Here is a 22,187-nt window from a genome sequence, read left to right on the forward strand (position 1 = left end):
GAGAGGCGCGGTCTACGCGCCATCGGTGGAGACCGTGGACAGCCACCCGAGGAGTTGGCCGCCGGTGACGGGGATGTGGACGTCGCCGCGGCGAAGGAACCATCCGTCGGCGTATCGCTGGGGCAGCCAGCCGGCGTCAGGGGCACCCAGGTTGGGAGGCGTCCGCAGCGGGTCATTGACGGGCCAGCAGTCCAGGAGCGCTCTGGTCACGCGCCGCTGAACCGGACGGAACCACTCCCACGTCTCCGCGTGGGCCGCGTCGATCGGTAGACGGGACGGAGCGCCGGCAAGAAGCGGCAGCCACTTGTCGCCCAGGATCGGATGCCCGGCCGCCGCGCACTCGAGCGCGGTGAGGCAGGTCTCCAGCTTCCGGCAGACGACGCCGACGGGTTCGGCCAGGCCGTCCGCGACGAGGCCGGTCAGGTCTTCGGCGAGGCTCGCCGCGACCTCCGCCTGGTCGGCGACCGCCCAGCGTCGGTAGCCCTGGCGCTCCTCGGGATCGAGCACCGGGCCCCAGCGTCCGGAGCCGTACGAGAGAGCGGTGCGCAGGCACATGAGGTCGTGCATCGAGGCGCGTACCCGTCGGAACGATCCGAGGTCGTCGCGGTGGACGTCGAAGGAGCGGAGCAGGTACCGGAGTTCCTCCGCCCGCTGCGGCGCTGTCGCTTGGAGGTCGACACGGACGCCATCCACGATGCGTGACTCCCACGCCGGCAGGGTGCCTTCCACGATGCCACGCAGGTCGATGTCGCTCGCCGCGTGGGCGAAGCCGCAGGCGAGGGCTCCCTCCAGCCAGACCTCGCGGGCCTCGCCGGACGCGACCAGCGCTCGGGCGACTCTGTCGGCGATCTCCCGGCGCAGTCGTGTCGATGGGTTCACCGGTGGCCTCCCTCGATCAGGATCTTGTTGTCAGTGGTGATCTCCCTGAGGAGATCTGTGGCCCATATGTCGAGCGCGCCGCGCACGTCGGACCGCTGGGCACCTATGTGAGGTGAGGCCAGGAGGTTGAGCGGCGTCGTGGAGTCGGTGAGGAGCGGCAGATGCTTCCGCTCGACCGGGTCGAGGGCGAGGCCCGAGAGCCTCCCGTCCGCCAGCGCCCGCAGGCAGGCGGCGACGTCGAGGGTCTCCAGCCGACCGGCGCAGATCAGCAGAGGCCGCTGCGGAGCGACGCGTGCGAGGAAGTCCTCGCCGATGAGCTGTTCGGTCGTGGGGCGCAGCGGCAGAGCGATCACGTGTACCTGCGACTGCTCCATGAGGGCTGTCGGCGACAGCTCCCGCAGACCGGGAGGGTTCGACGGCCACGCGGCGAAGGCCGTGTGGCTCATGAAGGGGGCGAGGGCCCAATCTGCGGCCAGCCCCACCGGACCCGCGCCCCAGATACCTGCGGCCAGGGTGCCGAGTGACGCACCCATGCATGCCTGCTTCTCGTGCCGGCCCAGCAGCAGCGCGTGCTGCCCCAAGGGGATCCGCCGGGCCAGGGCGAGAGCGGCGGCGAGCACCCACTCGCCCACGGCGTCCGCGCCGGCCTCGGCGTTGCGGTGCAGCGTGATCCCACGGTGCCGGAGGGTGCTCACGTCGATGTGATCGATGCCGGAGCCGGTCCGTACGACGTGCCGCAGGCGAGGAAGCGCGTCGAGCTCCCGCTCGCCCAGACGGACGCCGGAACGCAGGACGAGCACGGCCGTGTCGGCGGTCGGAGGCGAGTCCAGGTCCGGCAACTCGTGTACGAGGACATCGGGCAGGGCGCGGCGGATCGCGCTCGCGTCCGCCGCACCGCGTAACACCAGGACAGCGCTCATCGGATGAACTCCGGCTTCTCGTACCGGCCGAAGGCGAGATCGCCTTCGCCGACGATGACGGTCACCGGCGACGGCACGCCGAAGTACGCGTCGCAGGCGCGCTTCACCCCTGGGAGCCCGTCCCAGGCCCGAGGATTGACCACCGTGTCCGCGTAGTCGTCGACGAGCAAAACGCCCGTCGGCACCAGGCGGGTGACGCAGTGCGTGAGCCCCGTGAGGGTGGAGTCGTAGAAGTCGCCGTCCAGGTAGGCGAACGCGATCTCGTCGGGCAGCTCCTTGGGAAGGGTCTCGTCAAACCATCCCGGATGGATGACCGGCGCCGGCCTGCCCCAGGCCGCGTGCGTGGCGCGCACGTCGTCCGGGGACGACCGGAGCTCGCCCGCCGCCAGGTGGTCCGAGTCCTCGGCGCCGGGCGCGGGCATGCCCTGGAAGGAGTCGTAGACGTGGATCTCGCGGTCGCGGTCGCCCAGTGAGTCGAGCACGCTACGGATCCAGAGGGCCATCGCGCCCCTGTAGCAGCCGAGTTCCACCACAGGGCCCGGCAAACCGCGGGCGGTCAGGTCGGTGAGCTCGTCGGCGATCACGTGGAGCCGGTCGGCACAGACCGTTCCGGAGTGCTCCCGCAGCAGCCACTCCCGTAGATCCTTCAGTGTCGGATCCATGAAGGTCACCACCTGTCCACGAAGGGGTCGGCGAGCTCACCGCTCAGCGCCGCTGATAATGGGCGGTTGATCCGGGGCAGCAGGTACACGTCGCCGAGACGTTCCAGCGGAACCCACTCGAAGCCCACCTGGATGGGGTCCGGCGGCTCCGGCATGCGCGGCTCGGCGTCGTCCACCTGCTCGGCGAGGAAGTTGAACTGAACCTTCTGCACGTCCCCGAACTCGCCCTGCCACGACTCGGGGACGTACTCGACGACACACAGCAAACGCCGGGCCACGACCTGGAGGCCGGTCTCCTGCGCGACCTTGCGGTTCACGGCCTGGCGCAGGTCCTCGCCGACCTGGGCCTTGCCACCCGGGAGGTTGTAGTGGAACCCGGCCTCGTCGTCGTACGACAGCAGCAGGACGGCGCCCTCGCGTACGATCGTCGCCTTCACGGAGACACTGATCCGAGGCAGTTCGGGCGTCAGAGGCACGACAGCGCCTCCGGTTCGCCGACGCGCATCAGGTCTCCGACTTCCGCGAGGGACCCCGCGACGGTGGAGCGGAAACTCCCTCCGCGCCGGAACTGACGGGCGGCGGTGCGCATACCCGCGAGGGCGGCACGGCTGAGCTGGTTCGCGTAGATGCAGAGGCGGAAGCCGGCCTCGCCGAGTTCGGCGGCGCTCAGGTCGGGGAACGCCGTGGGCACGCTGACCAGCGGCACGCCGTGGTTCCACGTACGTCCGATGGCCCGCGCCTGGTCACCGGTCGCGTCCTTGGAGTGGATGAGTACCGCATCAGCCCCGGCCTCGGCGTACGCCTCGGCGCGGGCGATCGCCGTGGCCATGTCCTCGCCGGCGATCAGGGCCTCGGTGCGGGCCACGACCACGAGGCCGTCACCGGCGACCTTCCGTATGCGCCCCACCTGCTCGCACAGCAGGTCCCGGTCGGCGAGGTTCTGGGCCCGGTGGGCCGCGAAGCTGTTGCACTTCGGGTACGCGCTGTCCTCGACACACACCGCCGCGGCTCCGGCGCGCATCAGGTCGTACGCGAACCGCTCCGCTGTGCGCCCCGAGCCGCCCGCGTTGTCGATGTCCACGATGACGGGCAGTTCGGTGACACGACCGAGCGAGGCGACCACGTCGGACAGGTCCCGGGGGCCCAGGACGTTGGCGTCCGGTAGTCCGGAGGCCGCGGACACCTCCAGACCGCTCACCCACAGGGCGTCGAAGCCCGCCTCCGCCGCGACGTGCGCGGCGAGTGCGTTCACCGCACCGATCGCCAGGAGCGGGTGTTTCCGCTCACTGTCGTCGAGGGCCTCGCGCAGATGCATCGCCTTCGTGACGTCAGCCATGGGTCTCTCTTCCTTCCGCGTGGGCGGCGGGCGACGGCACCAGCTGCCGTTCGCGCAGTACGTCCCAGGCGGCGAGCAGCACCTCGGACCGGGGACGACGGGCGTCCAGACGGACCACGTCGCCGAGGAGCGGGAACTCGTCGGGCTTCGTGACCACGGCCTCGTAGGTCTCGCGAACCCGGCTCTGGACGTCGTGCACGTCCCAGTCGGCCCGGACGGCGTCGCCCTGCCGGGCCTGCGCCCGGCTCATCGAGGCGTCCGTCTCCAGGTCCAGGACGAGGGTGAGATCGGGGGCCACGGTGAGGTGCGCGGCCAGCATCTCGTACGTCTCCGATGCCCTCACGCCGTGCTTCACCGCGAAGAAGGCCAGCTCGCTGAGGAGCCAGCGATCCGCGATCACAGGCCGGGCCGACCGCTGGGGGAGCACGAGGCGATCCAGCGTGGCCCGCTTGTCCGCGGCGATCGCGGACAGGTAGGCGTCGCGGTTCCCGGCGTTCGGCTGGTACTTGCCGGTGACGATGGCGGCGGCCTGGTCGGCGGCGAGGAAGTTGGTGGTGAGCATGCACAGCGGGGTGACGCCGTAGAGCCCTTCCCAGAGCCGGAACAGACCCTTGCGCAGCGTCGTCTTGCCGGTGCCGTCGAGCCCCTCGATGACGACGAACGGATAGCGGTGGTTCATTCGACCTGCCCCGCTCCCGTGCCGCCGGCGTACTTGGTGAAGCGGCCCCGCCAGCGGGCCGTGGTGGATACCAGGTCCACGAGCCGGAGCTCCGCCAACTCGTCGATGAGGCAGGGCAGCTCGGGCTCCGTGCAGATGCCGGCCTCGATGGCCCGGCAGTACGCGGCGCGGAGGGCCGGGTCGTCGTCGGAGTCACGCAGTGCTGCCTCCAGCACCCGCGTGGCCAGGCCGTGGGCCACGACGCCCACTGCCGTGCCCAGGGCCTGCTCATGGAGCGGGCTCGGGTGCGGCTCCAGCGTGACGTGGTGCACCCCGCGGTGGCGGATGACCGTGAAGAAGCCCACCCACCACGCGGCGGCGGCGCTGACGGCGGTCACGGCGTCGGACCAGGCCGCCCCGGACTGCTCCGCGAGGATGCTCTGGGCAGCGGTGTCGGCGGCGCGGTGAAGCTCCCCGCGCTGGTTCCGCGACTCCGCTCCGTGTCGCTGGGGCAGCTCCCACCAGAAGCCGAGCCCGGCGTCCTCCAGCAACGCCATCGCGGACTCGTCGCCTGCCGGCAGCGGAGACGGGCGCTGGGCCAGCACGGAGACATCGGCGCCCGGCACGTCCGGCAGCGTCTTCCCCTCGGTGACGGCAGCCCGCCATTCGTCGAGATGGAGATGGAGCCGCTGGGTCAGCAGCCCGTCCGCCAGCGTCTGCCAGGCATGGGCCAGCGGCGGCGAACCGGGGGGCCGGGGTGGCAGGGTCAAGGAGGTCACAGGTCGGATCCTCACGTCCGGGGAGTCGCGGCACGCGGCTCCGGTCGGTGGTGCTCCACCACGATGGCCGCCACGAAGGCCCACGCTCATGAGTGTTTATGAGCGCCACCAGCGGAACGTGTCCGGGTGGTCGCAGAGCGAGGGAGAATGCCGACCATGGTCGACAGCGGACAGCGGCGGTGTACGCGCTGCGGTGCACTTCTCAGTCGCTTCAACGCCGGTACGAGATGCGCCTCGTGTCAGGACGGGCCCGCCGCCCGACGGGCCGACCCGGCCTTCTGGCGTGACCCGACGGTCCGGCGAGCCGTGGCCGCGTGGGAACTCGGCACCGTCGTCAAGCTGTTCAGGAAGCACACGGGCCTCTCCCAGGCGGGCGTGGCGCGGATGGTCAGCATCGACCAGGCCGAGGTCAGCAGACTGGAACGTGGGCTCAAACAGATCCGTGACCGGCGGCAGTTCGTCCAGTGGACCGATGCGCTGGGAGTTCCGGAGGAACTGCTCGGGCTCCTCCCCACGGCCGATCCGCACATCCCGGACTCCACGGGCCACCCGGGGACGGCGGACACCGGAGCCCGTGGATATGCGGCGCTTCCCGAAGGTCCGGGCCAGCTTCTGTTACCCGCCGGCAGGTCCGTCTCAACGACGGCGCTTCCTGTGCTGACCCTTCCAGCGGCCTCGTTCCTCGGGGACAGCCTGCGACTCGACTCCCGCCCGGAGCTGGACGCCTGGCGCACCATGCCGATGCGCGCGCTCGTCGTCGCGAACCGCACAGTGGGCGGGGCGGTACGGCAGTTCGTCACCGACGCCCGACCGAGCGGCGTAGGCGGCACCGCCTCCGACCCGGTCGACATCCCCGCCGCGTACGAACTGGACGACCTGACCTACGGCATCCTGTGGGCCGTGTCGGGATTCGAGGCGGCACTGCTCGGCGACGACCAGACCCTGCACACCTCGCTGGCGTCGCTCACTGCTTCCCCAGGCTCGCCGCTCGCCACCGACCACGGCCTGACCGAAGTCTCCCGGATGCTGATCGGCTCGGAGACCGCAGCCCGGTACATCCTGGGGAACCGTGACCACCTGGGCGACGCGCCCGTCTTCTGGACCAGGGAACAGCGCGGTGAGGAGGCCGCCACATGGCTGTTCTTCCGGCACAAGTACCGCTACCTCGAACGAATGGCCCCGCGACGTCCGGCCGGTACCAGCGGCCGGGGGTTCTGCGTCCCCGAGGCGGCGATCGCCTCCTCGCCGGCGTACGAGCGCGTTCTGCTGTTCCTCGCCATCGCACTCATGGAGTCCTTCGGCATTCGCACTTGGGTGACCGACGACGGAGGCTTCGCGCACACTGACGGTTTCGCCCTCTCTCCCGGGCGCCGGGCTGTCATCGCCTCTTGGGTACGGACCGAGGGGGCGTCCCACCTCGCGGTCACCGCGCGGCCGGGAGCCCTGCGGACGTTCGCCGATGTGACCGGCCACGTCAGCCACCACTCGGCCACAGCGGCTGAGCAGGCCGGACAGCGCCTCGCGGCGACGGCGGAGTACCTCGGCCTCGACGCCTCCTGGCTCGGTCGGCGGTGCGCACAGCTGTCGGCGGTCGGCACGGAGCGGCTCGCCCGGCCGCGCAGCCGGTTGCTCGGCCTCGAAGGGCTGGAGGCAGCCTGCCGGTTCGTGGCCGAGCAGCTGGTGATCATTCCGCGTACCCGGACGGCGCCGACCCGATAGCCTGCGTGAACCACTCGTGAGGCCGCGCTCGGCGGTGTCCGGACAGGGGAGCAGGGGATATGACGGAGTCGGTCAGGAACGTGGCGGTCTTCTCCCTCGGCGGCACGATCGCCATGACCACCGATCCCACCACCGGAGGCGTCGTACCCGCGCTCTCGGCCCACGAGCTCCTCGCCGCGGTACCCGCTCTGGCGACGAGCGGCATCGGCCTCAAGGTGCGCGACTTCCGGCGTTTGCCCGGTGCCTCCCTGACCTTCGAGGACCTCACCGCACTGTCGGCCGCGATCACGGCGGAGCTGGAGGCTGGTGACATCGACGGCGTCGTCATCACCCAGGGCACCGACACCATCGAGGAGACCGCCTTCCTCCTCGACCTCTACCACGACCACGAGCAGCCGGTCGTCGTCACTGGCGCGATGCGCAATCCCACCCTGCCGGGCGCTGACGGTCCGGCCAACCTCCACGCTGCCGTCCTGGCCGCCGCCGATCCCGGACTCAGCGGCGCTGGCTGCCTCGTCGTACTCGGCGACGAGGTCCACTCGGCACGCACCGTCCGCAAGTCCCACACCACCAGCCCAGCCGCCTTCACCTCACCGTCGTGCGGACCGATCGCGCGGGTCGCGGAGAACCGGGTGCGGATGGCGGGCGGGCTGCCGCGCCGCGGACCGCTGGTCGGCGCCCCCGACCGTGAAGCGCGCGTCGGGCTCTACGTCGTCACCCTCGGCGACGACGGTGCACTGCTCGACCTGTGGGACGGCAACTGCTGCGGGCTCGTCGTCGCGGCCTTCGGCGTCGGCCACGTCCCGGAGCGTCTCGTCGAAGGGCTCACCAAGCTCGCGTCCCGCATCCCTGTGGTCCTCGCCTCCCGCATCGGCAACGGCCCGGTCCTCTCGGACACGTACGGCTTCCCCGGCTCCGAGAAGGACCTCCTCGGACGAGGACTCATCGGTGCTGGAGACCTCGGCCCGTACCAGGCGCGGCTCCTGCTGCAGGCCCTGCTCGCCCAGGGCGCCGACGGGGCGGCGGTCCGCGAGACCTTCACCACCGCCTCCGCCCGCTGACCCCACCTCATCAGGAGACACCCGCACATGCGTGCTCACGAGCTGACCGTCGGCCGTACCTTCGGCGTCACCTTCGACCACGGAGAGGACTTCTTCGAGGCGCTGTCCACCTTCTGCCGGGACAACGGTGTACGACAGGGCTACATCCCCTCGTTCATCGGGGCCTTCGCGGAGGCCGAGATCGTGGGCGCCTGCGAGAAGCTCGCCGACCCGGACGCACCGGTCTGGGCGAAGACGTACGTCACCAACGTCGAGGCGTTCGGAGCGGGCACGCTTGCCCACGATCCCGCCACCGGCGGGATACTTCCGCACATCCATGTCTCCGCCGGCCTCAAGGCCCAGTCGGCCGACGGCAGGACGAGCCATCTCCTCAGCGCCAAGGTCCAGTTCCTCAGCGAGCTGTTGATCGTGGAGGTCACGTCGCCCACGATGACGCGGCCCCGGAACCCCGACCTCTACGACGTCCCGCTGCTCACTTTCGGCTGACCGGCAGGAGCCGCCGGAGCCAGGGGTGATCGGGCGCGATCACGCTGATCGCGTCCGCCAGCCAGGCGCGTGCCGAAGCGTCGAGGAGCGGCAGCACCGCTTCGAAGTCGGTCTCGTCCTTCTCCCGGGGTGCCTTCGCCTTGTAGAAGAGCTGCACCTCGGGCGCGAGATACGGAATGCCCGTCTCGCTCGTGCGCCCGAGCCGGTTGATCGGGAGCCGGATCTCCGGTGTGCGCCGCGTAACCCACTGGGTGCCCTCGGCCTCGTCCAGCATGAGCTGCACAGACCAGGGCGCCTCCGGCGTGCGGCGGCACCAGATGTCGTGGAGCGGTGGCCGAAGGACCTCTCCAGGACGCCACGGTCGCAACTCCCCCTGACCGGGCGGATCCGCCACGTACAGGTCCCAGTCGACCAGGAGATCCTGTACGCGGGCCTGGTCACGCCGGAGGACGAGGACGTCGAGATCGCCGTGTGCCCGTAGCTCGCGGCCGACCGCGAGTTCGATCGCGTAGCCACCGGCGATCCACCACGGGAAGTCCGCCTTGGCGAAGACCGCGGCCACATCCTCGGGACGATCCGGCACCCAGCGTCCCAACACGTCATCACTCACCTGCCCATACTCCCAGTGATCAGAGGGGCGGAGGCGAAGGCCGGCGGCGGGTCGGCGGTCTCGCTGGAGGGCCCTGCCGCCCGCTCGCACCCCCTGCTCTCATAAACGCCCATGAGTATCAGGGACACCGGCATCCATCGTTGAGTGCGTGACTCGTGACCGGCCTCGTGGCTGGTGCCTGAGCACGATCCTCCCGGGGTCGCGCCCGAAGCCAGGGTGATTCCTGCTGCCGTACGCCTCTCAGCGGCGTACTTGCCGCACTTCCACGACTACGTCGCAGCCCCGGGAGAAGGCCATCGCTGTCACCCACAGGAGGTCTGTCGCCCGATGATCAGCGCGCCATCCGCCGCTCTCGGCCTTGTGTACCGCTGGACCGACCACACCCTCAACCCGACCGGCGAAGTCCGCGCGGTTCTGCGACGTGTCCTCAAGGACCTGGGTCTGTCCGGGGACGTCGTCAGTGACGGGGTCCTGGCCATCTCAGAGCTCGTGGCGAACGCGCACGAGCACGCGTGTGGCCCGTACGAGGTGCACGTCCGCTCGGCCGCCGGGAGGTACATCTGTGAGATCCATGACGGGGATCCTTTGCTCCCCACGGGCCTCTACCGCGGTGCCACGTCGTCGCCGGATGCCGAACCAGCCGAGGGGGAGAGCGGGTTGCTCGTCGAGCGTGGACGGGGCCTGCGCATCGTGAACGAGTTGGCTCAGGGACAGTGGGGGTTCCACGTGACGGACCGCGGGAACAAAGCCGCGTGGGTCGTGCTGGCCGCGGCTTCGGGGCCGATGGCGACTCGCTGCAGCCAGACCTGATGGAGTGAGCTGTCTCGGCCACATCCGCGCCGCCTACGGCTACAAGAGCTCGGACAGCAGCTTGGATCCCTACGCCTCGGCGTTCGCGACCTTGGGCTTGCGCACAACGACCTGCCCCATGGCCCGGTCGATCGAGATCTCGATGACCACCCGCTCCGGGTCCGGTGCCGGCGTTCGCCCGTATCGCTTTCCGTAGCGAGCCACAGCATCGTCCACTGCGGCTGCGTCCGTGCGCACTTCGGCCGTGCCTTCCAGCGTCGCCCAGCGTCCTCCGTCCACCTGGCAGACGGCGACGCGCGCTTGGCCGGGAAGCGCCGCCTGCACGTTGGCGACTTTCCTGCTCGATTCGCGGGTGATAATCCGCGCGATGCCGGCGTCGGCGTCCAGGGTGACTCCGACGGGTACGACATGTGGGCGGCCGCCTGGGCGGAGCGTGGTCAGAGTGCACAGATGGTACTCATTCCAGAACTCCAGGTAGGCGGTTCCGTTGCGGCGTATCTCGGCGTGCATGCCCGGAAGCCTAATCGCGGATGATGTCCCGACTGTCCGAAAGTGGTCGGGGCCACACCCCTCCTCCCGCCATAAGGGGCAGGGTTTTTGGTGGTGGATATGCCTATTTGTCACATTTGCTCGCGATGAAGGTATCTCGGATCGGTAACGAAGGTGCCCATTCTCGAGGCGCTTGGCGCGGTCGCGTCGCTCGCGAGAACTGCCAGCTCAAAAGCATGATCTACAACTCCGTGTGCTGATTTAGTGCGATTTGGTGCGTCGGTGTAGCTGTGGCCCGGTAGGAGATTTCCAGCCGGATCTTGATGTGGCTTCGCGTAGTGTCCAATGAAGTCCCCAGAGCCTGCCCGGGGTGCTTTGCGTCGTGTCATTGCTCGTTCGCGTCAGTGACTTCGGTGTCTGAGGCGTCTTGGGCGCGCGCCTGTGTGGTTCACGGATCAGGTCCTTCGCGGCCTGGATCGACGTACTGCCTTCGATGCCGTGATCACTTTCGGCTGCGCCGTGCAGCGGGACTGGACATGGTCGGAACGGGCGCGGCCGTCGCCCGGCTTCGTGTCGGAGCAATCCACGGTTGGCGCGAAGGGGATTACTGATGTGGCCGGGAAGAACTGACCGCGGCGCGGCTGAACACAAGGTGCCTGTGCAGGGCGGACTGAGCCGCCGGCGCTTGGTGCGGTGGCGTACCGCGCAGAAGCGGACGGTGGAACGAGACCTGCACCGTCGACTGCGTCGCGAACTTCGGGACCTCGGCGTCCAGCCGCCGCTGGACGTGAAGGAGCTGTGCCGGGCGCTCGGCGAGAGGCGAGGTCGGCCGATTGTCCTGCGGCCCTTCCCGCTGGAGAAGCCCGGACCGTCGGGGTTGTGGGTCGACACGCCTCAGATGGATGTGGTGCTCTACCAGCAGGAAACGACCCCTCTGCATCAGGACCACATCATCCTGCACGAGGTGTTCCACATCATCGTGGCGGAGGACGAGCAGGTCGAGGAGGAGCAGGAAGCTCCGGACGACTTCGTCGAGGGCTGGGCCACGATGATCCCGGTGCTCGATCCCGCGCTGATCCGGCGTGTGGCCCGCCGATGCTCGTACGACGACGGGGAGGAGTGCGCCGTCGAGCTGGCGGCCACGATCATCCTGGAGTGGTCGTCGGTGCTCGACCATGTCGCCCCGATGACCGAGGACCCCACGGTGCAGCGAGTGCAGGCGGCCCTCGGCGACCGCCGAGGATGGCTGTAACCCATGACCGAACTGATCCTCCTGGGCCTCGCCGCTGCCGTGGCGTGGAAGCTCTACCAGTGGTCACGCGCCCCGCAGGACGCGCCGCTGCGTTCTGTCACCCTGTGCCTGCTCACCGCCCTGCTGTCCTACCCCCTGGCCATGCCGGGTGGTGCTTCGGGCGTCGACACCGTGGCCGGGCATGGCACGGCGAAGCTCATGCAGAACGTGCTGCTCCTGCTGACGGTCTATTTCCTGATGTGCTTTTACCTGTACTCCGCCGACGGGCCGACCGCCCGTCGACGGGCCCGACGAGAGGCCGTCGTCGTCGCGCTGGTGGCCGTGGCCATCGTCGTGGCCGCGGAGACGGTTCCCCATGACGTCTTCGCCGGCTCCTTCAGCACCGCGGACATGACGATCCCGCAGATCGCCTTCTTCTACGGCGTCACCGGCCTGTACCTCATGTACGCCCTCGGCGTCACCGGTCGGTGGACCCGCCAGTACGCCCGTATGTCGCGGCGCCCGCACGCGACGGGATTGTGGATGGCCGCTGTGGGCCTGAGCGCGATGGCGGTGGCCTGCGCAGTCCGCGCGGTCTTCGTGGCCGTCCGTTGGAGCGGCGGGACCGTACCGCATCCGCTCATGGCCGGCGTCGCGGTGTTCCTCGTCGTGTCCATCCTGCTCTTCGTCGCCGGTGTCACCTACGCGGGAGCCCGCGCGAGGGTCACCTCGGCGCGGCTCTGGCTGCGGCGACGCCGTGACCACCGACGCCTGGCCCCGCTGTGGCAGCTGCTCACCGACGCGTACCCCGAGAACGTGCTGCGGCCGGCCTCTCCAGCTCTTTGGGATCGTTGGAGGGCGCGTGGCGTGCACCGGCGCTACCACCGGCGGATAGTGGAATGCCGGGACGGGTTGGTTGACATCAGCCCGTATCTGGCTCACGAGGGTGAGGGCGCAGAAGTCCTTTCCCTCCCCCCTGCCGTGCTGGCGGACCGCCTTCGCCAAGCCGTGACCACGATCGGGAGGGACGCCCGTCCAGCGCGTCAGGCTGTACCCCTGGCAATGCCCCAGGCTGATGACCGGGAGGCGGACGTGCGTCAGCTGATCGCGGTATCGGACGCGCTGCGCCTGTCCGCCTGACCGTCGACGATCAAGGAGCCCAAGATGCTGATCACCGCCCGCCGAGTCCTCGTGGGCCCCGGAACGTATCTGGACGATGGTGCGGTCCTCGTCGAGGGGGACTCGATCACGGCGGTGGGGCCGCGCGCGCAGATCGCGTCGCGGGTCGGTTCGGACGACACGCACCTCGCGTTCGCCGAGGGCACGGTGGTGCCCGGTCTCATCGACGCCCACGTGCACCTGGTGTTCGACGGCGGCGCGGACCCGGTGGTCACGCTCCACGATTCGAGCGACGAGACCCTGCTGAAGGGCATGCGCCGCCGCGCGGAACAGCTTCTCTCCAGCGGCGTGACGACGGCGCGTGACCTGGGAGACCGCAACGGCCTCACCCTCCAGCTGGACGCGGAGATCGCCAGCGGCAGCACTACCGGTCCCCGGATCGTCTCCGCCGGCACACCCGCGACCCCGCCTGGAGGCCACTGCCACTTCCTCGGCGGTGAGGTCACCGGGGAAGCCGAGGTCCGCGACCTCGTACGGCGCAACGTGGAGGCGGGCGCCACCGTGATCAAGGCGATGGTGACCGGAGGCGGTCTGACCAAGGGCGGGCCGAAGAGCTGGCAGAGCCAGTTCTCCCCGGAAGAGCTCCAGGCTCTGGTGGACGAGGCCCACCAGGCCGGCCTGCCGGTGGCCGCCCACGCGCACGGTACGGACGGCATCACCGCGGCCGTCGAGGCCGGGGTGGACACGATCGAGCACTGTACGTGGATGACGAGCGACGGCTTCGACCTGCGGCAGGACGTCCTGAAGCAGATCATCGATCGGGGCATCGCGGTCTGCCCGGCTGTGAGTCCCCACTGGCAGATGCTCCCTCGCTTCTTCGGCGAGGAGCGGGCAGCGGCCATGTTCGACCTCGTACGGCAGATGGCGGAGGCCGGAGCCAAGCTCATCGCGGGAACCGACGCGGGAGTCCAGCGCACAGGGTTCGACGGACTGGTGCCCGCCCTGTCGTTCTACGCGCACCTCGGGCTGCCGAACGGCAGGATCCTCGACATGGCGACTGCCGACGCGGCCGATGCGCTCGGACTGGGCGGGACGACAGGTCGGATCGCTCCGGGGTTCCGCGCGGACCTGCTGGTGGTTGACGGGGACCCCCTCGAAGACCTCAGTGCCCTGAAGGCGGTCCGGGCAGTCGTCGCCGAGGGGCGTCTGCGCGAGCCGGGCAAGACGCCGGAGCATGAGTAGCCACGCCGCCTGCCCGCGACGCAGGAGCTGCGGACAGGCGCTTACTCGCCGGCGTCCGCTTCCTTCTCCTCAAGCTCCGCCACCAACTCGTTGACCAGCGCCATCGCCTTCGGTGACAGCCCCTGAGAGCCCAGCCCACGAGCCCTCACCCGGCCCACGGCCCCCTTTTTCGCGGCTGCGAGGAGTTGAAGACCCTCATAGACCTGAGCAGCCACGGCGGCGTCTGGCTCGAAGTACATCCGCGAGACGCCGACGACGGCTGAGAGCGCGTCCAGAACCGCTGGCGACGCGGTACTGGTGACGCCTGTACGGAGATCGCGGAAGCCCTCCTCGGTGATGATCTGCGCTCCGGCGTGAGCGTTCACCGCGCTCGCCATCTCCGCATTCGAGGGTGGTCCTTGGGGGCCGGGATACGAGCTGTTGAGGAGCAAGGTGATCTTCTGGGCCAGCGATTCGGGAGGGGTGCCGAGGGCCGAGGCGCTCCCGGTTCCCGACGGCGCGGGTTCGTCAACCTGCACACCCTGCGCCTTGGCGATCGACCGGGCTTCCGCTCGCCGCAGCTCCTCCGGGCTGACCCCGTACGCCGCCGCCAAGGCCGGGACGTACTTGTCCTTGAGGCGTCGCTCTCCGCGTTCGGCCGCCGCTACTGGTCCCGCGCTCTTGGTTCCGATCAGCTCAGCCGTCTCGTACTGGTAGTAGCCGGCATCGCAGCGCAGGTCAGTCAGATCGGGCGGCCCAGACCGCGGGAACAGGTCGTCTACGTCCCGTCCAAGCGCGCGCGCCAGCGCGGGCAGTTTCTCCGGATCGGGAGTCTGCGCGCCGGTCTCCCAGCCGGCGACCGCCGAGTCGGACACTCCCAGCGCCTCACCAACGGCAACCTGGTAGATCTCGGCGGCTCGCCGTACCGCGCGCAGTCGACCTCGATCGAAGTGACGAGCAGGCATCGGACCTCGATTTTTTGTGCAAACTGGAGTCGATCCAGTGCGTTGACTTTTTCTTCGGTCGGGAATAGTTTCAGCTTAGCGAAGAGCGGGGCGCGTTGCACGCTTGCTCGATCTTCGTCTTCGAACCCTTCCAAGGCTCTGGGTCGCGGGAGGGAGAGATCGGAGTCCCCTGCGACATCCAGTGCGCGGAGAACTCTCAGAACGGGATCGGTGTCGGGACTCGCCTCTCGGACTTTGGGAAGTGCTCGGCTTCGGCCCGGAGGGGCACGGAGCCCTCTTGAGCAGCCTGGGCGCCGAGCGGGGGTGCAGTGCCAGGGTGTGCCGTGAGTCACGAACCGCCCACCGACCTAGCGACATATGTCGAGTTGGCGTCGAATCGGCCCAGCACCCGCTGCCAGCTGGAGTGTTGACCGCCGTCTGCATATGTTGCTGGTCCCTCGGCGGGAAACGCCGACGTCAGGTCAACACGTGGGAGGGAAGTAGGAACCACCCCAAGCGCCACGGACGCGCTTCCTCGAGGGGAAATGAAACCGGCGCCCAGAAGTTAGCCGCTTCCGGACGCCGAGCCCGCCACCCGAAGGGGGCGGATCCATAACTGGAGCGGGTCGGCTGACCTTTTCGACGAGAACGGCCGTCTCACTTCACCTACGAGTGAGGAATTCTCGCATGCCCGAGTCACGGAACGGAAGGGCACACACCGCCCAGCCCGTCCAGGTCACCGACCCTGCCACCGGATCCCGCCGGCGTCGCCTGGCCACCCTCCTCGCGGACATGGTGCCCGGTGCTCGCACCATCCGCGTCTCGCAGCGTGAACCTGAGCGGACCTGGCCCAGCCCCCATGCTCGCGCCTACGACGAGCAGAGGCGCCCTGTCGCCCTCAACCGGGCCCAGGGTCTGACGGCCGCACGCTGCGTGATGCGCACCCACCCCGATGTGAACTGGAACGAGGCATACGACCTCGACCTCACCAACGGTGTCCTGCGTCCCGCCGCCGAGGCGTACGCGGTCGCGGACGGGAGGCGCTGACCGTGGCGAGGATCCGAACCTTCAAGCCCGAAGCCTTCACGTCCGAGTCCCTGGCGCAGGTGAGCGTCTATGCGGAGCGCACCTTCTTCGGACTGATCAGCCGCGCCGACGACCACGGCCGCCTCCGTGACCAGCCCGCCGCGCTCTGCGGAGAGCTCTGGGCAGTCCGGGGCGGGCGAACGCCGGTCGACGTCGAGGACGACCTGATCCAGCTCGCCGCCGCCAACCTGATCTGCCGCTACGAGGACGACGAAGGCAAGCGGTACTTGCACATCGTCACCTGGCACCGGCACCAGAAGATCAACCGCGCGAGCCGCAGCCGACTCCCCGAGTGTCCGAAACACGCCGCTGGGAAGCCGAAGCCGGATGCGCCGCAGACTCACGGAGACGTCCCGGAGTCTTCAGCGAAGGCTCACGGAGGACTCACTGAGGACGCACGAATCCCCGCCGAATTCTCCGGAGCGCACGAAACCGCAGGTCGCGATGCATTCAGTGAGTCCTCACTGAACACTCACGGAGGGCGCGCTGAACCCGACGTGAGCCCTCACGCCCTGGATCTTGGACCTAGGAACCTGGACCTAGGAACTTCCCCTTCGGGGGGCGCGAGCGCCCCTGCACCGGAGACCACCTCGGCCCAGCAGCTCATCGCCGAGTACGCCGCCGCCTGCGCACACCGCCCGCCCAGCGGCGTCCTCGGCCACCTCGGCCGCGAGACGGCCAGGCTCCTCGCTGAGGGCATCGACCCCGGCCACATCCGCGCCGGTCTGGCCCTCCACCGCGCCAAGGGGCTGCACCCCAGCACCCTGCCGAGCCTGGTCCACGAGGCCATGAACGCCAGCCGCGCCGGTTTGGTCCGGCCGGAATCCCGGCCTAGCGTGCCCGGTCACCGGGCCTGGGCGAATCCCGCCGACCCTGCCGCCGCCTACGCCGAGGAGCTGTGATGCGCGACTACGACGCCCAGCCCGTCGGGGGCATCGCCCGCCGACTGGCGCACATCCTCACCTCCCGGGGCATCGACCCGAACAGCAAGCTCACGGACGCGGTCGAGCCCGTCCCCGCCCTCCAGGCGGCGCAGGCCCGCATCCCGGCCCGGTACCGAGCCGCAGTCGCCGACCACCCGGCCGTCGCTGCCTGGGTCCGCGAGGTCGCCGAGCGGGGACGCCCCGGGCCCGAAGGCGCCCCGGGACTCGCCGAGGGCCGCTCGCTGCTGATCGTCGGCACCACGGGGACCGGTAAGACGTACCAGGCGTACGGGGCGGTCCGCTCACTCCTGATCGCCGGGGTCCGGCTGCGCTGGAAGGCGATCACGGCCGCCGACCTGTACGCCGAGCTGCGGCCCCGCCCGGGACACGACGGCGAGCGCGAGCTGATGGACCTGGCCCGCTGCCCGCTGCTGATCATCGACGACCTCGGAGCGGCGAAGAACAGCGAGTGGACCGAGGAGATCACGATGCGGCTCATCAACCGCCGCTACAACGCGATGCTCCCGACGCTGGTCACCACCAACCTCGGCATGGCCGACCTGCGGGCCCACATCGGCGACCGCGTCGCCTCCCGTCTCACCGAGATGACCGACCGGGTCATCCTCGACGGCCCCGACCGCAGACGAGCCCTCGCGGCCGAGCGACGCGCTCTCGCCGCCGCCAGCGCCTGACCCTGCCCCGTGACGGCCGACACCGGCCCGTTCTCATACCTGTACCAACCCCCAGGTCGCCCCTGCCCAAACGCGGCCCGGGGGGATACGGAGACACCCCCATGCATCGCACTGACACCGCGCAGCCCCGAGCCCTCGGCGACCACACCTGGCGCGACCGGGCCGCCTGCCGCTCGACCCCGCACCACCGGGTCGACCCCGAACTCTTCTTCCCCGAGCCCGACGAGGTAGACCGCATCGCCGCCGCCAAGGCCCTGTGCGCGCAGTGCCCGGTCCGCAGCACCTGCCTCGACGCCGCCCTCGAGAACGGCGACCGCGACGGCATCCGGGGCGGCATGACCGAAGAGGAGCGAGAGGCCCTGCACAGCAAGTTGGGGGGCCGTCTCAGCTACTCCCGTGTCAACGAAGCCCTGGCCGGCCGCGACATCCACCTCACCAGGGCCGAGCGCAAGGCAGTCGTCCGCGCCGCCTACCAGGCCGACATCCCCGCCGAGCAGCTCGCCCGGATGCTCAAGGTCACCGAGGCACACGCCGGGAAGCTCTACCGCCGCACCCGCCGCGAGATCCGCAACCGCGCCGTCGACCAGCAGAAGAAGGCGAACGAGGCAGCGAAGACACCCGACAACGCCCACCATGTCCTGAAGAATCCTGCCGCCAAACTCCCGGACCGCGACGACCTCGGGACGGCGGCGTGAACCACCTCGCGCCCGTACCGGCGCGGATCAACGGCTGGGACCGGGCCGCCGTCGTCGCCCTCGGAGGCGCGGGATGCGCGCTCTCGTACGACGCCCTGCAGCAGATGGCCACCGCCATCCACGTCCGAGGACTCCTGACCTTCGTCTTCCCCCTGGTCATCGACGGATTCATCGCCTACGGAGTGCGAGCCCTCCTGGTCCTGCGCACCGCCCCGCTCGCGGCCCGATGCTACGTGTGGACGCTGTTCGGAACGGCGACCGCCGCGAGTATCTGGGCCAACGCCCTGCACGCCGTGCGTCTCAACCAGCAGCGGCACGACGGTGCGGGCCTCCGGCTCGGCGACGTCACCGTCGGTGTCCTGTCCACCCTGGCCCCGCTCGCCTTGGCCGGTGCCGTCCACCTGTACATCCTGATCGCCCGGCGGGCCACCGAGGCCGACCTGTCCGGACACCAGGAGACTTCCGGTGTCCGGACGGAGCGGGTCACCGGTGACCGTCCGGATACCCACCTCGGCTGGGGCGTACGAGGTACAGCCCAGGTCGTGTCCGGACACCCGGCCGAGTTGCCCGGCCCGGACACCGGCCGCCCGGCGGTCACCCAGCGGCCGGAGACCTCGGAGACCACCCCGGACACCGTGTCCGGAGCGCGGGAGAAGCCGGTCGAACCGGAGCCCGAGCACGGTGACCGCGACGCTGACCAGGGCGGACACCCCGCTCCCAGACCCCGCCCGGTCACCCACCCCGCCGATCCGGCCAAGCGTCCGGACCCTACTTCGGGCCCGTCCCCGAAGGCCGGGCCCACCGACCCTCCGGACGCCGAACCCCGCAAGTCGGCCCCGGTCACCGACGAACAACTCCTCGCGATCGCCCGACCGGCGGTCACCGAGGCTGGCGACCTGACCCGCAAGGTCGTCGCGGACGCCATCCGCGGTCACGGACACGGTCTCGGCAATGACCGGTTGACCGTCCTGATGCAGCACCTCCGCAAGGAAGCGGACAAGGCTCCGGACACCCGGACCGGCTGACCGGACAGCCTGCTCGGCGGGTGTCCCGGCCCGGACATCCGGACCGGGACACCCGCCGAGCACACGACTCCCTCCCACCTCGCACACGCACCGGAGCCGCCACATGCGCACCACCACGGCCACCCGAGCCGAAGCCGACGCCTGGATCACTGTGCTCGGCCGGTACGGACACCTCCATCACGCCGAGCCCGGTCCCGGCGGAGCCTGGACCGTCCAGCGCACACCCACGAGCACACCCCGCACCCTCCACCACCCCGTCCTCGCCCTCGACTTCGTCGCCGAAGTTCTGCGCGACGTACGCCGGGACGTCACCGGACTGCCCCGATGACGCTCCCCGATCCGCTCGGCACACCCCCTGAACTGGGCGAAGACCACTGCCCGGCACGAGGCCGAGCAAGTTGTCGCATACGACGGTCCTACGGCCCGTCGTACGCACTTGCCCCCGCCCAGGGGAGCGGGGGAAGCCCGACTGGTCCCCGAGCGAGGGCGCACGGTGACCAACCGGACTCCCGGCACCAGGGGGCGCCAGTCGTGGGAGGAGAAGCAGACGACCGCGCCCCGCGCGAGCAGCAGAGCCAGGGCCAACCCGCGTTCCCCGACCGTAAGCCGCGCCGACGCACCCGCAACCCGAGCCAGCGCACCCACAAGACGACCACCCGCCTGTCCGACACCGAGAAGACCGAGATCACCGCCGCTGCCAGGCAGCGCGCCGTCACCGTCGCCCGTTTCCTCGCCGCCGCCGGCCTCGCCGTCGCCCGCGGTTCGACCACCGTGCACACCAACGAACAGCTCGACGCCGCCATCGACGAGCTGGCCGCCCTGCGCACCGCCATCTCCCGTGTCGGCAACAACATCAACCAGATCGCCTTCGTCTACAACGCCGGAGGACAGCCCCTCCCCGGCGAACTCGACCGCGCCCTGACGACCGTGAACCGCGTCCTGACCCGCGTGGACGACGCGGCCGACACCCTGGTGAAGAAGCGCCTCTGATGGTCCCCAAGATCCGACGCGGCTCGCGCACCCACGGCCTGCTCGTCTACCTGTACGGCCCCGGCAAGCGCGACGAGCACACCGCCCCCCACCTCGTCGGCAGTTGGGACGGCTTCGCCCCCGACCCCGGCCGCGACACCAGCCCCGACCCCGACCCCAAGGTCACCCTCGCCCGGCTCGCCGCCGCCCTGGACCTGCGGGTCAAACAGGCTGGCGACAAGGCCCCGGCCCAGCACGTCTGGCACTGCTCGGTCCGCACCGACCCCGGAGACCGGACCCTGACCGACGACGAGTGGAACACCGTCGCCCGCCGCCTGGTCCACGCCGTCAACCTCGCCCCCGAGGGCGATCCCGACGGCTGCCGCTGGGTCGCGGTACGCCACGCCGACGACCACATCCACATCCTCGCCACCATGGTCCGAGGCGACCTGCGCCGCCCGAGGATGAACTACGATTTCAAGAAGGCCCAGGCCGAATGCCGTCGCATCGAACAGGAGATGGGCCTGCGTCGGCTCAAGCCCGGCGACGGAACCGGAGCCAAGACACCCACCAGTGCCGAGCGCTTCAAAGCGGAGCGGGTCGGTCGACCCGAGACACCGCGCGAGACGCTTCGCGAAGCCGTCCGCCAGGCCGTCGCCGGAGCCGCCAGCGAAGCCGAGTTCTTCACCCGCCTTCGCGAGGCGGGCCTGCGCGTAAAGCTCCGGCACGCCCCCTCCGGGGACGTCCTCGGCTACACGGTCGCACTGCCCGGCGACCGCAACCGCGACCGCGAGCCGGTCTGGTTCGCGGGCTCGACCCTGGCCCCCGACCTCTCCTATCCCAGGATCCAGCGCCGCCTCGCCGACGGAACCCCCGACGAGGCCCCGCTGCCGGAAGCAGACAGCGGCCGGTCGAACTGGTCGCCTCCCGCACGGGGGCGACGCAACGCGACCGGGATCGCCGAGCGAGCCGCAGTCCTCTTGAACAGCGACGACGACGAAGCCGCAGCCCAACTCGTCGAAGTCGGCGAACTCCTGGACGCCGTCGCCCAGACCTCCCCGGCCGCCACCCGCGCCGAACTCGGCGCCGCCGCCCGCTCCTTCGAACGCGCCACCCGCAGCCACGTCCGAGCCGAACGCGCCGACACCCGGGCGATCCGCTCGGCAGCCCGGGGCATCATCCAGGCCGGAGGCGCGCTCGGCCGAGGAGAAGACGGCGGCACCACCGCCATGCTCGTCTCCACCCTCGTCCTGGTGGCGCTGGCCGCAGCACGCTGGCACTCCGCACGCGGTCACGCCCAGCAGGCCGAAGCCTCCCGACAGGCCGCCGAGCACCTTCGCGCCGCCTACAGCCAGGCCGCCGCCGCACCCATGCAGGCCCTGCGCGACCAGGGCCGAGCCTTGCCCGAAGCCCAGCGCCGCACCTACGAGACCACCATCCGCACCGCCCTGCCCGAGAACCACACCCGACCCGGCACGAGCACGAAGAACGACGCCCTGGCCGCCACCCTCGCTCAGGCCGAGCAGGCAGGCCACGACCCGAAGGCCCTCCTGCAGGAGGCCATCGCCATGCGCGAACTCGACACGGCCGAGGACATCAACGACGTCTTGGTCTGGCGACTGCGTCGCCTTGCCCAGCTCCCCGCGTACCCGGGCCAAGCCGCTCGACGCCCGCAGGCCGGCACCGGCCGCGCCGAGTCTGCGGTCAACCGGACCGGCGTTCGGACCGGACCTTCGGCAGCGACTCGGCCCGCCGTACCGGACCCGCGCAGCCGCCCGCCACGCCGTTGACCAGCAGTCCGGCACGCCCGCCACCGGCGTGCCGGACTGCTTGGAACCCCTGGACAACCGGCTCCACCGGCTGTTGCGGATGA

25 protein-coding genes are annotated in these 22,187 nt (G+C 70.3%); 15 read left to right on the forward strand and 10 right to left on the reverse strand.

The features are described from left to right. Nucleotides 1–12: 12 nt before the first annotated feature. From O7595_RS23885 to O7595_RS23915, 7 genes are read right to left on the reverse strand one after another with little or no spacing between them, the layout of a single operon-like run. Nucleotides 13–879 carry a hypothetical protein gene (locus O7595_RS23885; protein WP_269730658.1) on the reverse strand — a complete coding sequence of 289 codons (867 nt, stop codon included), beginning with the start codon at nucleotides 877–879 and terminating at the stop codon, nucleotides 13–15. Continuing rightward, nucleotides 876–1,799, reverse strand: a complete 924-nt coding sequence (locus O7595_RS23890) for an NAD(P)-dependent oxidoreductase (RefSeq protein ID WP_269730659.1) — start codon at nucleotides 1,797–1,799, stop codon at nucleotides 876–878. The genes O7595_RS23885 and O7595_RS23890 overlap by 4 nt, the downstream gene beginning before the upstream one ends. After that, complete coding sequence (locus O7595_RS23895) at nucleotides 1,796–2,461, reverse strand: TylF/MycF/NovP-related O-methyltransferase (RefSeq protein WP_269730660.1); 666 nt, start codon at nucleotides 2,459–2,461, stop codon at nucleotides 1,796–1,798. Before O7595_RS23895 ends, O7595_RS23890 begins: the two co-directional genes overlap by 4 nt. 5 nt (nucleotides 2,462–2,466) lie before the next feature. Next, nucleotides 2,467–2,898, reverse strand: a complete 432-nt coding sequence (locus tag O7595_RS23900; RefSeq protein ID WP_269730661.1) for an NUDIX domain-containing protein — start codon at nucleotides 2,896–2,898, stop codon at nucleotides 2,467–2,469. A 29-nt stretch (nucleotides 2,899–2,927) separates the two neighbouring features. After that, nucleotides 2,928–3,797, reverse strand: coding sequence for an isocitrate lyase/phosphoenolpyruvate mutase family protein (locus O7595_RS23905; RefSeq protein ID WP_269730662.1), 870 nt, complete (start codon nucleotides 3,795–3,797; stop codon nucleotides 2,928–2,930). Beyond that, on the reverse strand, nucleotides 3,790–4,476 hold the full coding sequence (locus O7595_RS23910; RefSeq protein WP_269730663.1) for a dTMP kinase: 687 nt from the start codon (nucleotides 4,474–4,476) through the stop codon (nucleotides 3,790–3,792). The genes O7595_RS23905 and O7595_RS23910 overlap by 8 nt, the downstream gene beginning before the upstream one ends. Next, on the reverse strand, nucleotides 4,473–5,234 hold the full coding sequence (locus O7595_RS23915; RefSeq protein ID WP_269730664.1) for a hypothetical protein: 762 nt from the start codon (nucleotides 5,232–5,234) through the stop codon (nucleotides 4,473–4,475). Before O7595_RS23915 ends, O7595_RS23910 begins: the two co-directional genes overlap by 4 nt. A gap of 306 nt (nucleotides 5,235–5,540) precedes the next feature. Here O7595_RS23915 and O7595_RS23920 point away from each other — a divergent pair, with 306 nt between their 5' ends. The 3 genes from O7595_RS23920 to O7595_RS23930 are packed head-to-tail and all read left to right on the forward strand — an operon-like array spanning nucleotide 5,541 to nucleotide 8,500. Continuing rightward, a complete protein-coding gene (locus O7595_RS23920) occupies nucleotides 5,541–6,953 on the forward strand; it encodes a helix-turn-helix domain-containing protein (RefSeq protein WP_269730665.1) in 1,413 nt (470 codons plus the stop codon). A gap of 59 nt (nucleotides 6,954–7,012) precedes the next feature. Then, nucleotides 7,013–8,014 (forward strand): asparaginase, encoded by a 1,002-nt coding sequence (locus tag O7595_RS23925; RefSeq protein WP_269730666.1) that lies wholly within the window; start codon nucleotides 7,013–7,015, stop codon nucleotides 8,012–8,014. A 27-nt stretch (nucleotides 8,015–8,041) separates the two neighbouring features. Beyond that, nucleotides 8,042–8,500: a PPC domain-containing DNA-binding protein gene (locus O7595_RS23930; RefSeq protein ID WP_009311896.1), complete on the forward strand. Its 459-nt coding sequence runs from the start codon at nucleotides 8,042–8,044 to the stop codon at nucleotides 8,498–8,500. On the opposite strand, the gene O7595_RS23935 is transcribed toward O7595_RS23930, so the two are convergent. Further along, complete coding sequence (locus O7595_RS23935; protein ID WP_269730667.1) at nucleotides 8,487–9,110, reverse strand: nucleotidyltransferase domain-containing protein; 624 nt, start codon at nucleotides 9,108–9,110, stop codon at nucleotides 8,487–8,489. The two genes, O7595_RS23930 and O7595_RS23935, sit on opposite strands and share 14 nt — an antisense overlap. Before the next feature lie 327 nt (nucleotides 9,111–9,437). Between O7595_RS23935 and O7595_RS23940 the strand changes: the two genes are divergently transcribed. Beyond that, nucleotides 9,438–9,920 carry an ATP-binding protein gene (locus O7595_RS23940; RefSeq protein WP_269730668.1) on the forward strand — a complete coding sequence of 161 codons (483 nt, stop codon included), beginning with the start codon at nucleotides 9,438–9,440 and terminating at the stop codon, nucleotides 9,918–9,920. A 69-nt stretch (nucleotides 9,921–9,989) separates the two neighbouring features. Here the strand turns inward: O7595_RS23940 and O7595_RS23945 are convergent, their stop codons facing one another. Beyond that, complete coding sequence (locus O7595_RS23945) at nucleotides 9,990–10,430, reverse strand: pyridoxamine 5'-phosphate oxidase family protein (protein WP_269730670.1); 441 nt, start codon at nucleotides 10,428–10,430, stop codon at nucleotides 9,990–9,992. A 697-nt stretch (nucleotides 10,431–11,127) separates the two neighbouring features. Here O7595_RS23945 and O7595_RS23950 point away from each other — a divergent pair. Genes O7595_RS23950 through O7595_RS23960 form a run of 3 tightly spaced genes read left to right on the forward strand, consistent with a single transcriptional unit; the run spans nucleotide 11,128 to nucleotide 14,001 of the window. Further along, nucleotides 11,128–11,661, forward strand: a complete 534-nt coding sequence (locus tag O7595_RS23950; RefSeq protein WP_269730671.1) for a hypothetical protein — start codon at nucleotides 11,128–11,130, stop codon at nucleotides 11,659–11,661. Nucleotides 11,662–11,664: 3 nt separating this feature from the next. Beyond that, a complete protein-coding gene (locus O7595_RS23955; RefSeq protein ID WP_269730672.1) occupies nucleotides 11,665–12,780 on the forward strand; it encodes an MAB_1171c family putative transporter in 1,116 nt (371 codons plus the stop codon). Nucleotides 12,781–12,804: 24 nt separating this feature from the next. Continuing rightward, nucleotides 12,805–14,001 carry an amidohydrolase family protein gene (locus tag O7595_RS23960; protein ID WP_269730673.1) on the forward strand — a complete coding sequence of 399 codons (1,197 nt, stop codon included), beginning with the start codon at nucleotides 12,805–12,807 and terminating at the stop codon, nucleotides 13,999–14,001. Nucleotides 14,002–14,042: 41 nt separating this feature from the next. On the opposite strand, the gene O7595_RS23965 is transcribed toward O7595_RS23960, so the two are convergent. Further along, entirely contained in the window at nucleotides 14,043–14,945 is a 903-nt protein-coding gene (locus tag O7595_RS23965; RefSeq protein WP_269730674.1) for a helix-turn-helix transcriptional regulator, read from the reverse strand. Between the two features lie 666 nt (nucleotides 14,946–15,611). On the opposite strand from O7595_RS23965, the gene O7595_RS23970 reads away from it, so the two are divergent. From O7595_RS23970 to O7595_RS24005, 8 genes are all read left to right on the forward strand, one after another. After that, nucleotides 15,612–15,971, forward strand: coding sequence for a hypothetical protein (locus O7595_RS23970; RefSeq protein WP_269730675.1), 360 nt, complete (start codon nucleotides 15,612–15,614; stop codon nucleotides 15,969–15,971). A gap of 2 nt (nucleotides 15,972–15,973) precedes the next feature. Then, nucleotides 15,974–16,912, forward strand: a complete 939-nt coding sequence (locus O7595_RS23975) for a hypothetical protein (protein ID WP_269730676.1) — start codon at nucleotides 15,974–15,976, stop codon at nucleotides 16,910–16,912. Then, a complete protein-coding gene (locus tag O7595_RS23980) occupies nucleotides 16,912–17,625 on the forward strand; it encodes an ATP-binding protein (protein ID WP_269730677.1) in 714 nt (237 codons plus the stop codon). Before O7595_RS23975 ends, O7595_RS23980 begins: the two co-directional genes overlap by 1 nt. Before the next feature lie 101 nt (nucleotides 17,626–17,726). Beyond that, nucleotides 17,727–18,320 carry a WhiB family transcriptional regulator gene (locus tag O7595_RS23985; RefSeq protein ID WP_269730678.1) on the forward strand — a complete coding sequence of 198 codons (594 nt, stop codon included), beginning with the start codon at nucleotides 17,727–17,729 and terminating at the stop codon, nucleotides 18,318–18,320. Then, entirely contained in the window at nucleotides 18,317–19,345 is a 1,029-nt protein-coding gene (locus tag O7595_RS23990; protein WP_269730679.1) for a DUF2637 domain-containing protein, read from the forward strand. The genes O7595_RS23985 and O7595_RS23990 overlap by 4 nt, the downstream gene beginning before the upstream one ends. Before the next feature lie 103 nt (nucleotides 19,346–19,448). Further along, nucleotides 19,449–19,673: a hypothetical protein gene (locus O7595_RS23995; protein ID WP_269730680.1), complete on the forward strand. Its 225-nt coding sequence runs from the start codon at nucleotides 19,449–19,451 to the stop codon at nucleotides 19,671–19,673. A gap of 203 nt (nucleotides 19,674–19,876) precedes the next feature. Then, nucleotides 19,877–20,335 (forward strand): plasmid mobilization protein, encoded by a 459-nt coding sequence (locus O7595_RS24000; protein WP_269730681.1) that lies wholly within the window; start codon nucleotides 19,877–19,879, stop codon nucleotides 20,333–20,335. Then, nucleotides 20,335–22,104, forward strand: coding sequence for a relaxase/mobilization nuclease domain-containing protein (locus tag O7595_RS24005; RefSeq protein WP_269730682.1), 1,770 nt, complete (start codon nucleotides 20,335–20,337; stop codon nucleotides 22,102–22,104). Before O7595_RS24000 ends, O7595_RS24005 begins: the two co-directional genes overlap by 1 nt. The last annotated feature ends 83 nt before the right edge of the window (nucleotides 22,105–22,187 follow it).

This window comes from Streptomyces sp. WMMC940, from assembly GCF_027460265.1.
Classification (GTDB): Bacteria; Actinomycetota; Actinomycetes; order Streptomycetales; family Streptomycetaceae; genus Streptomyces.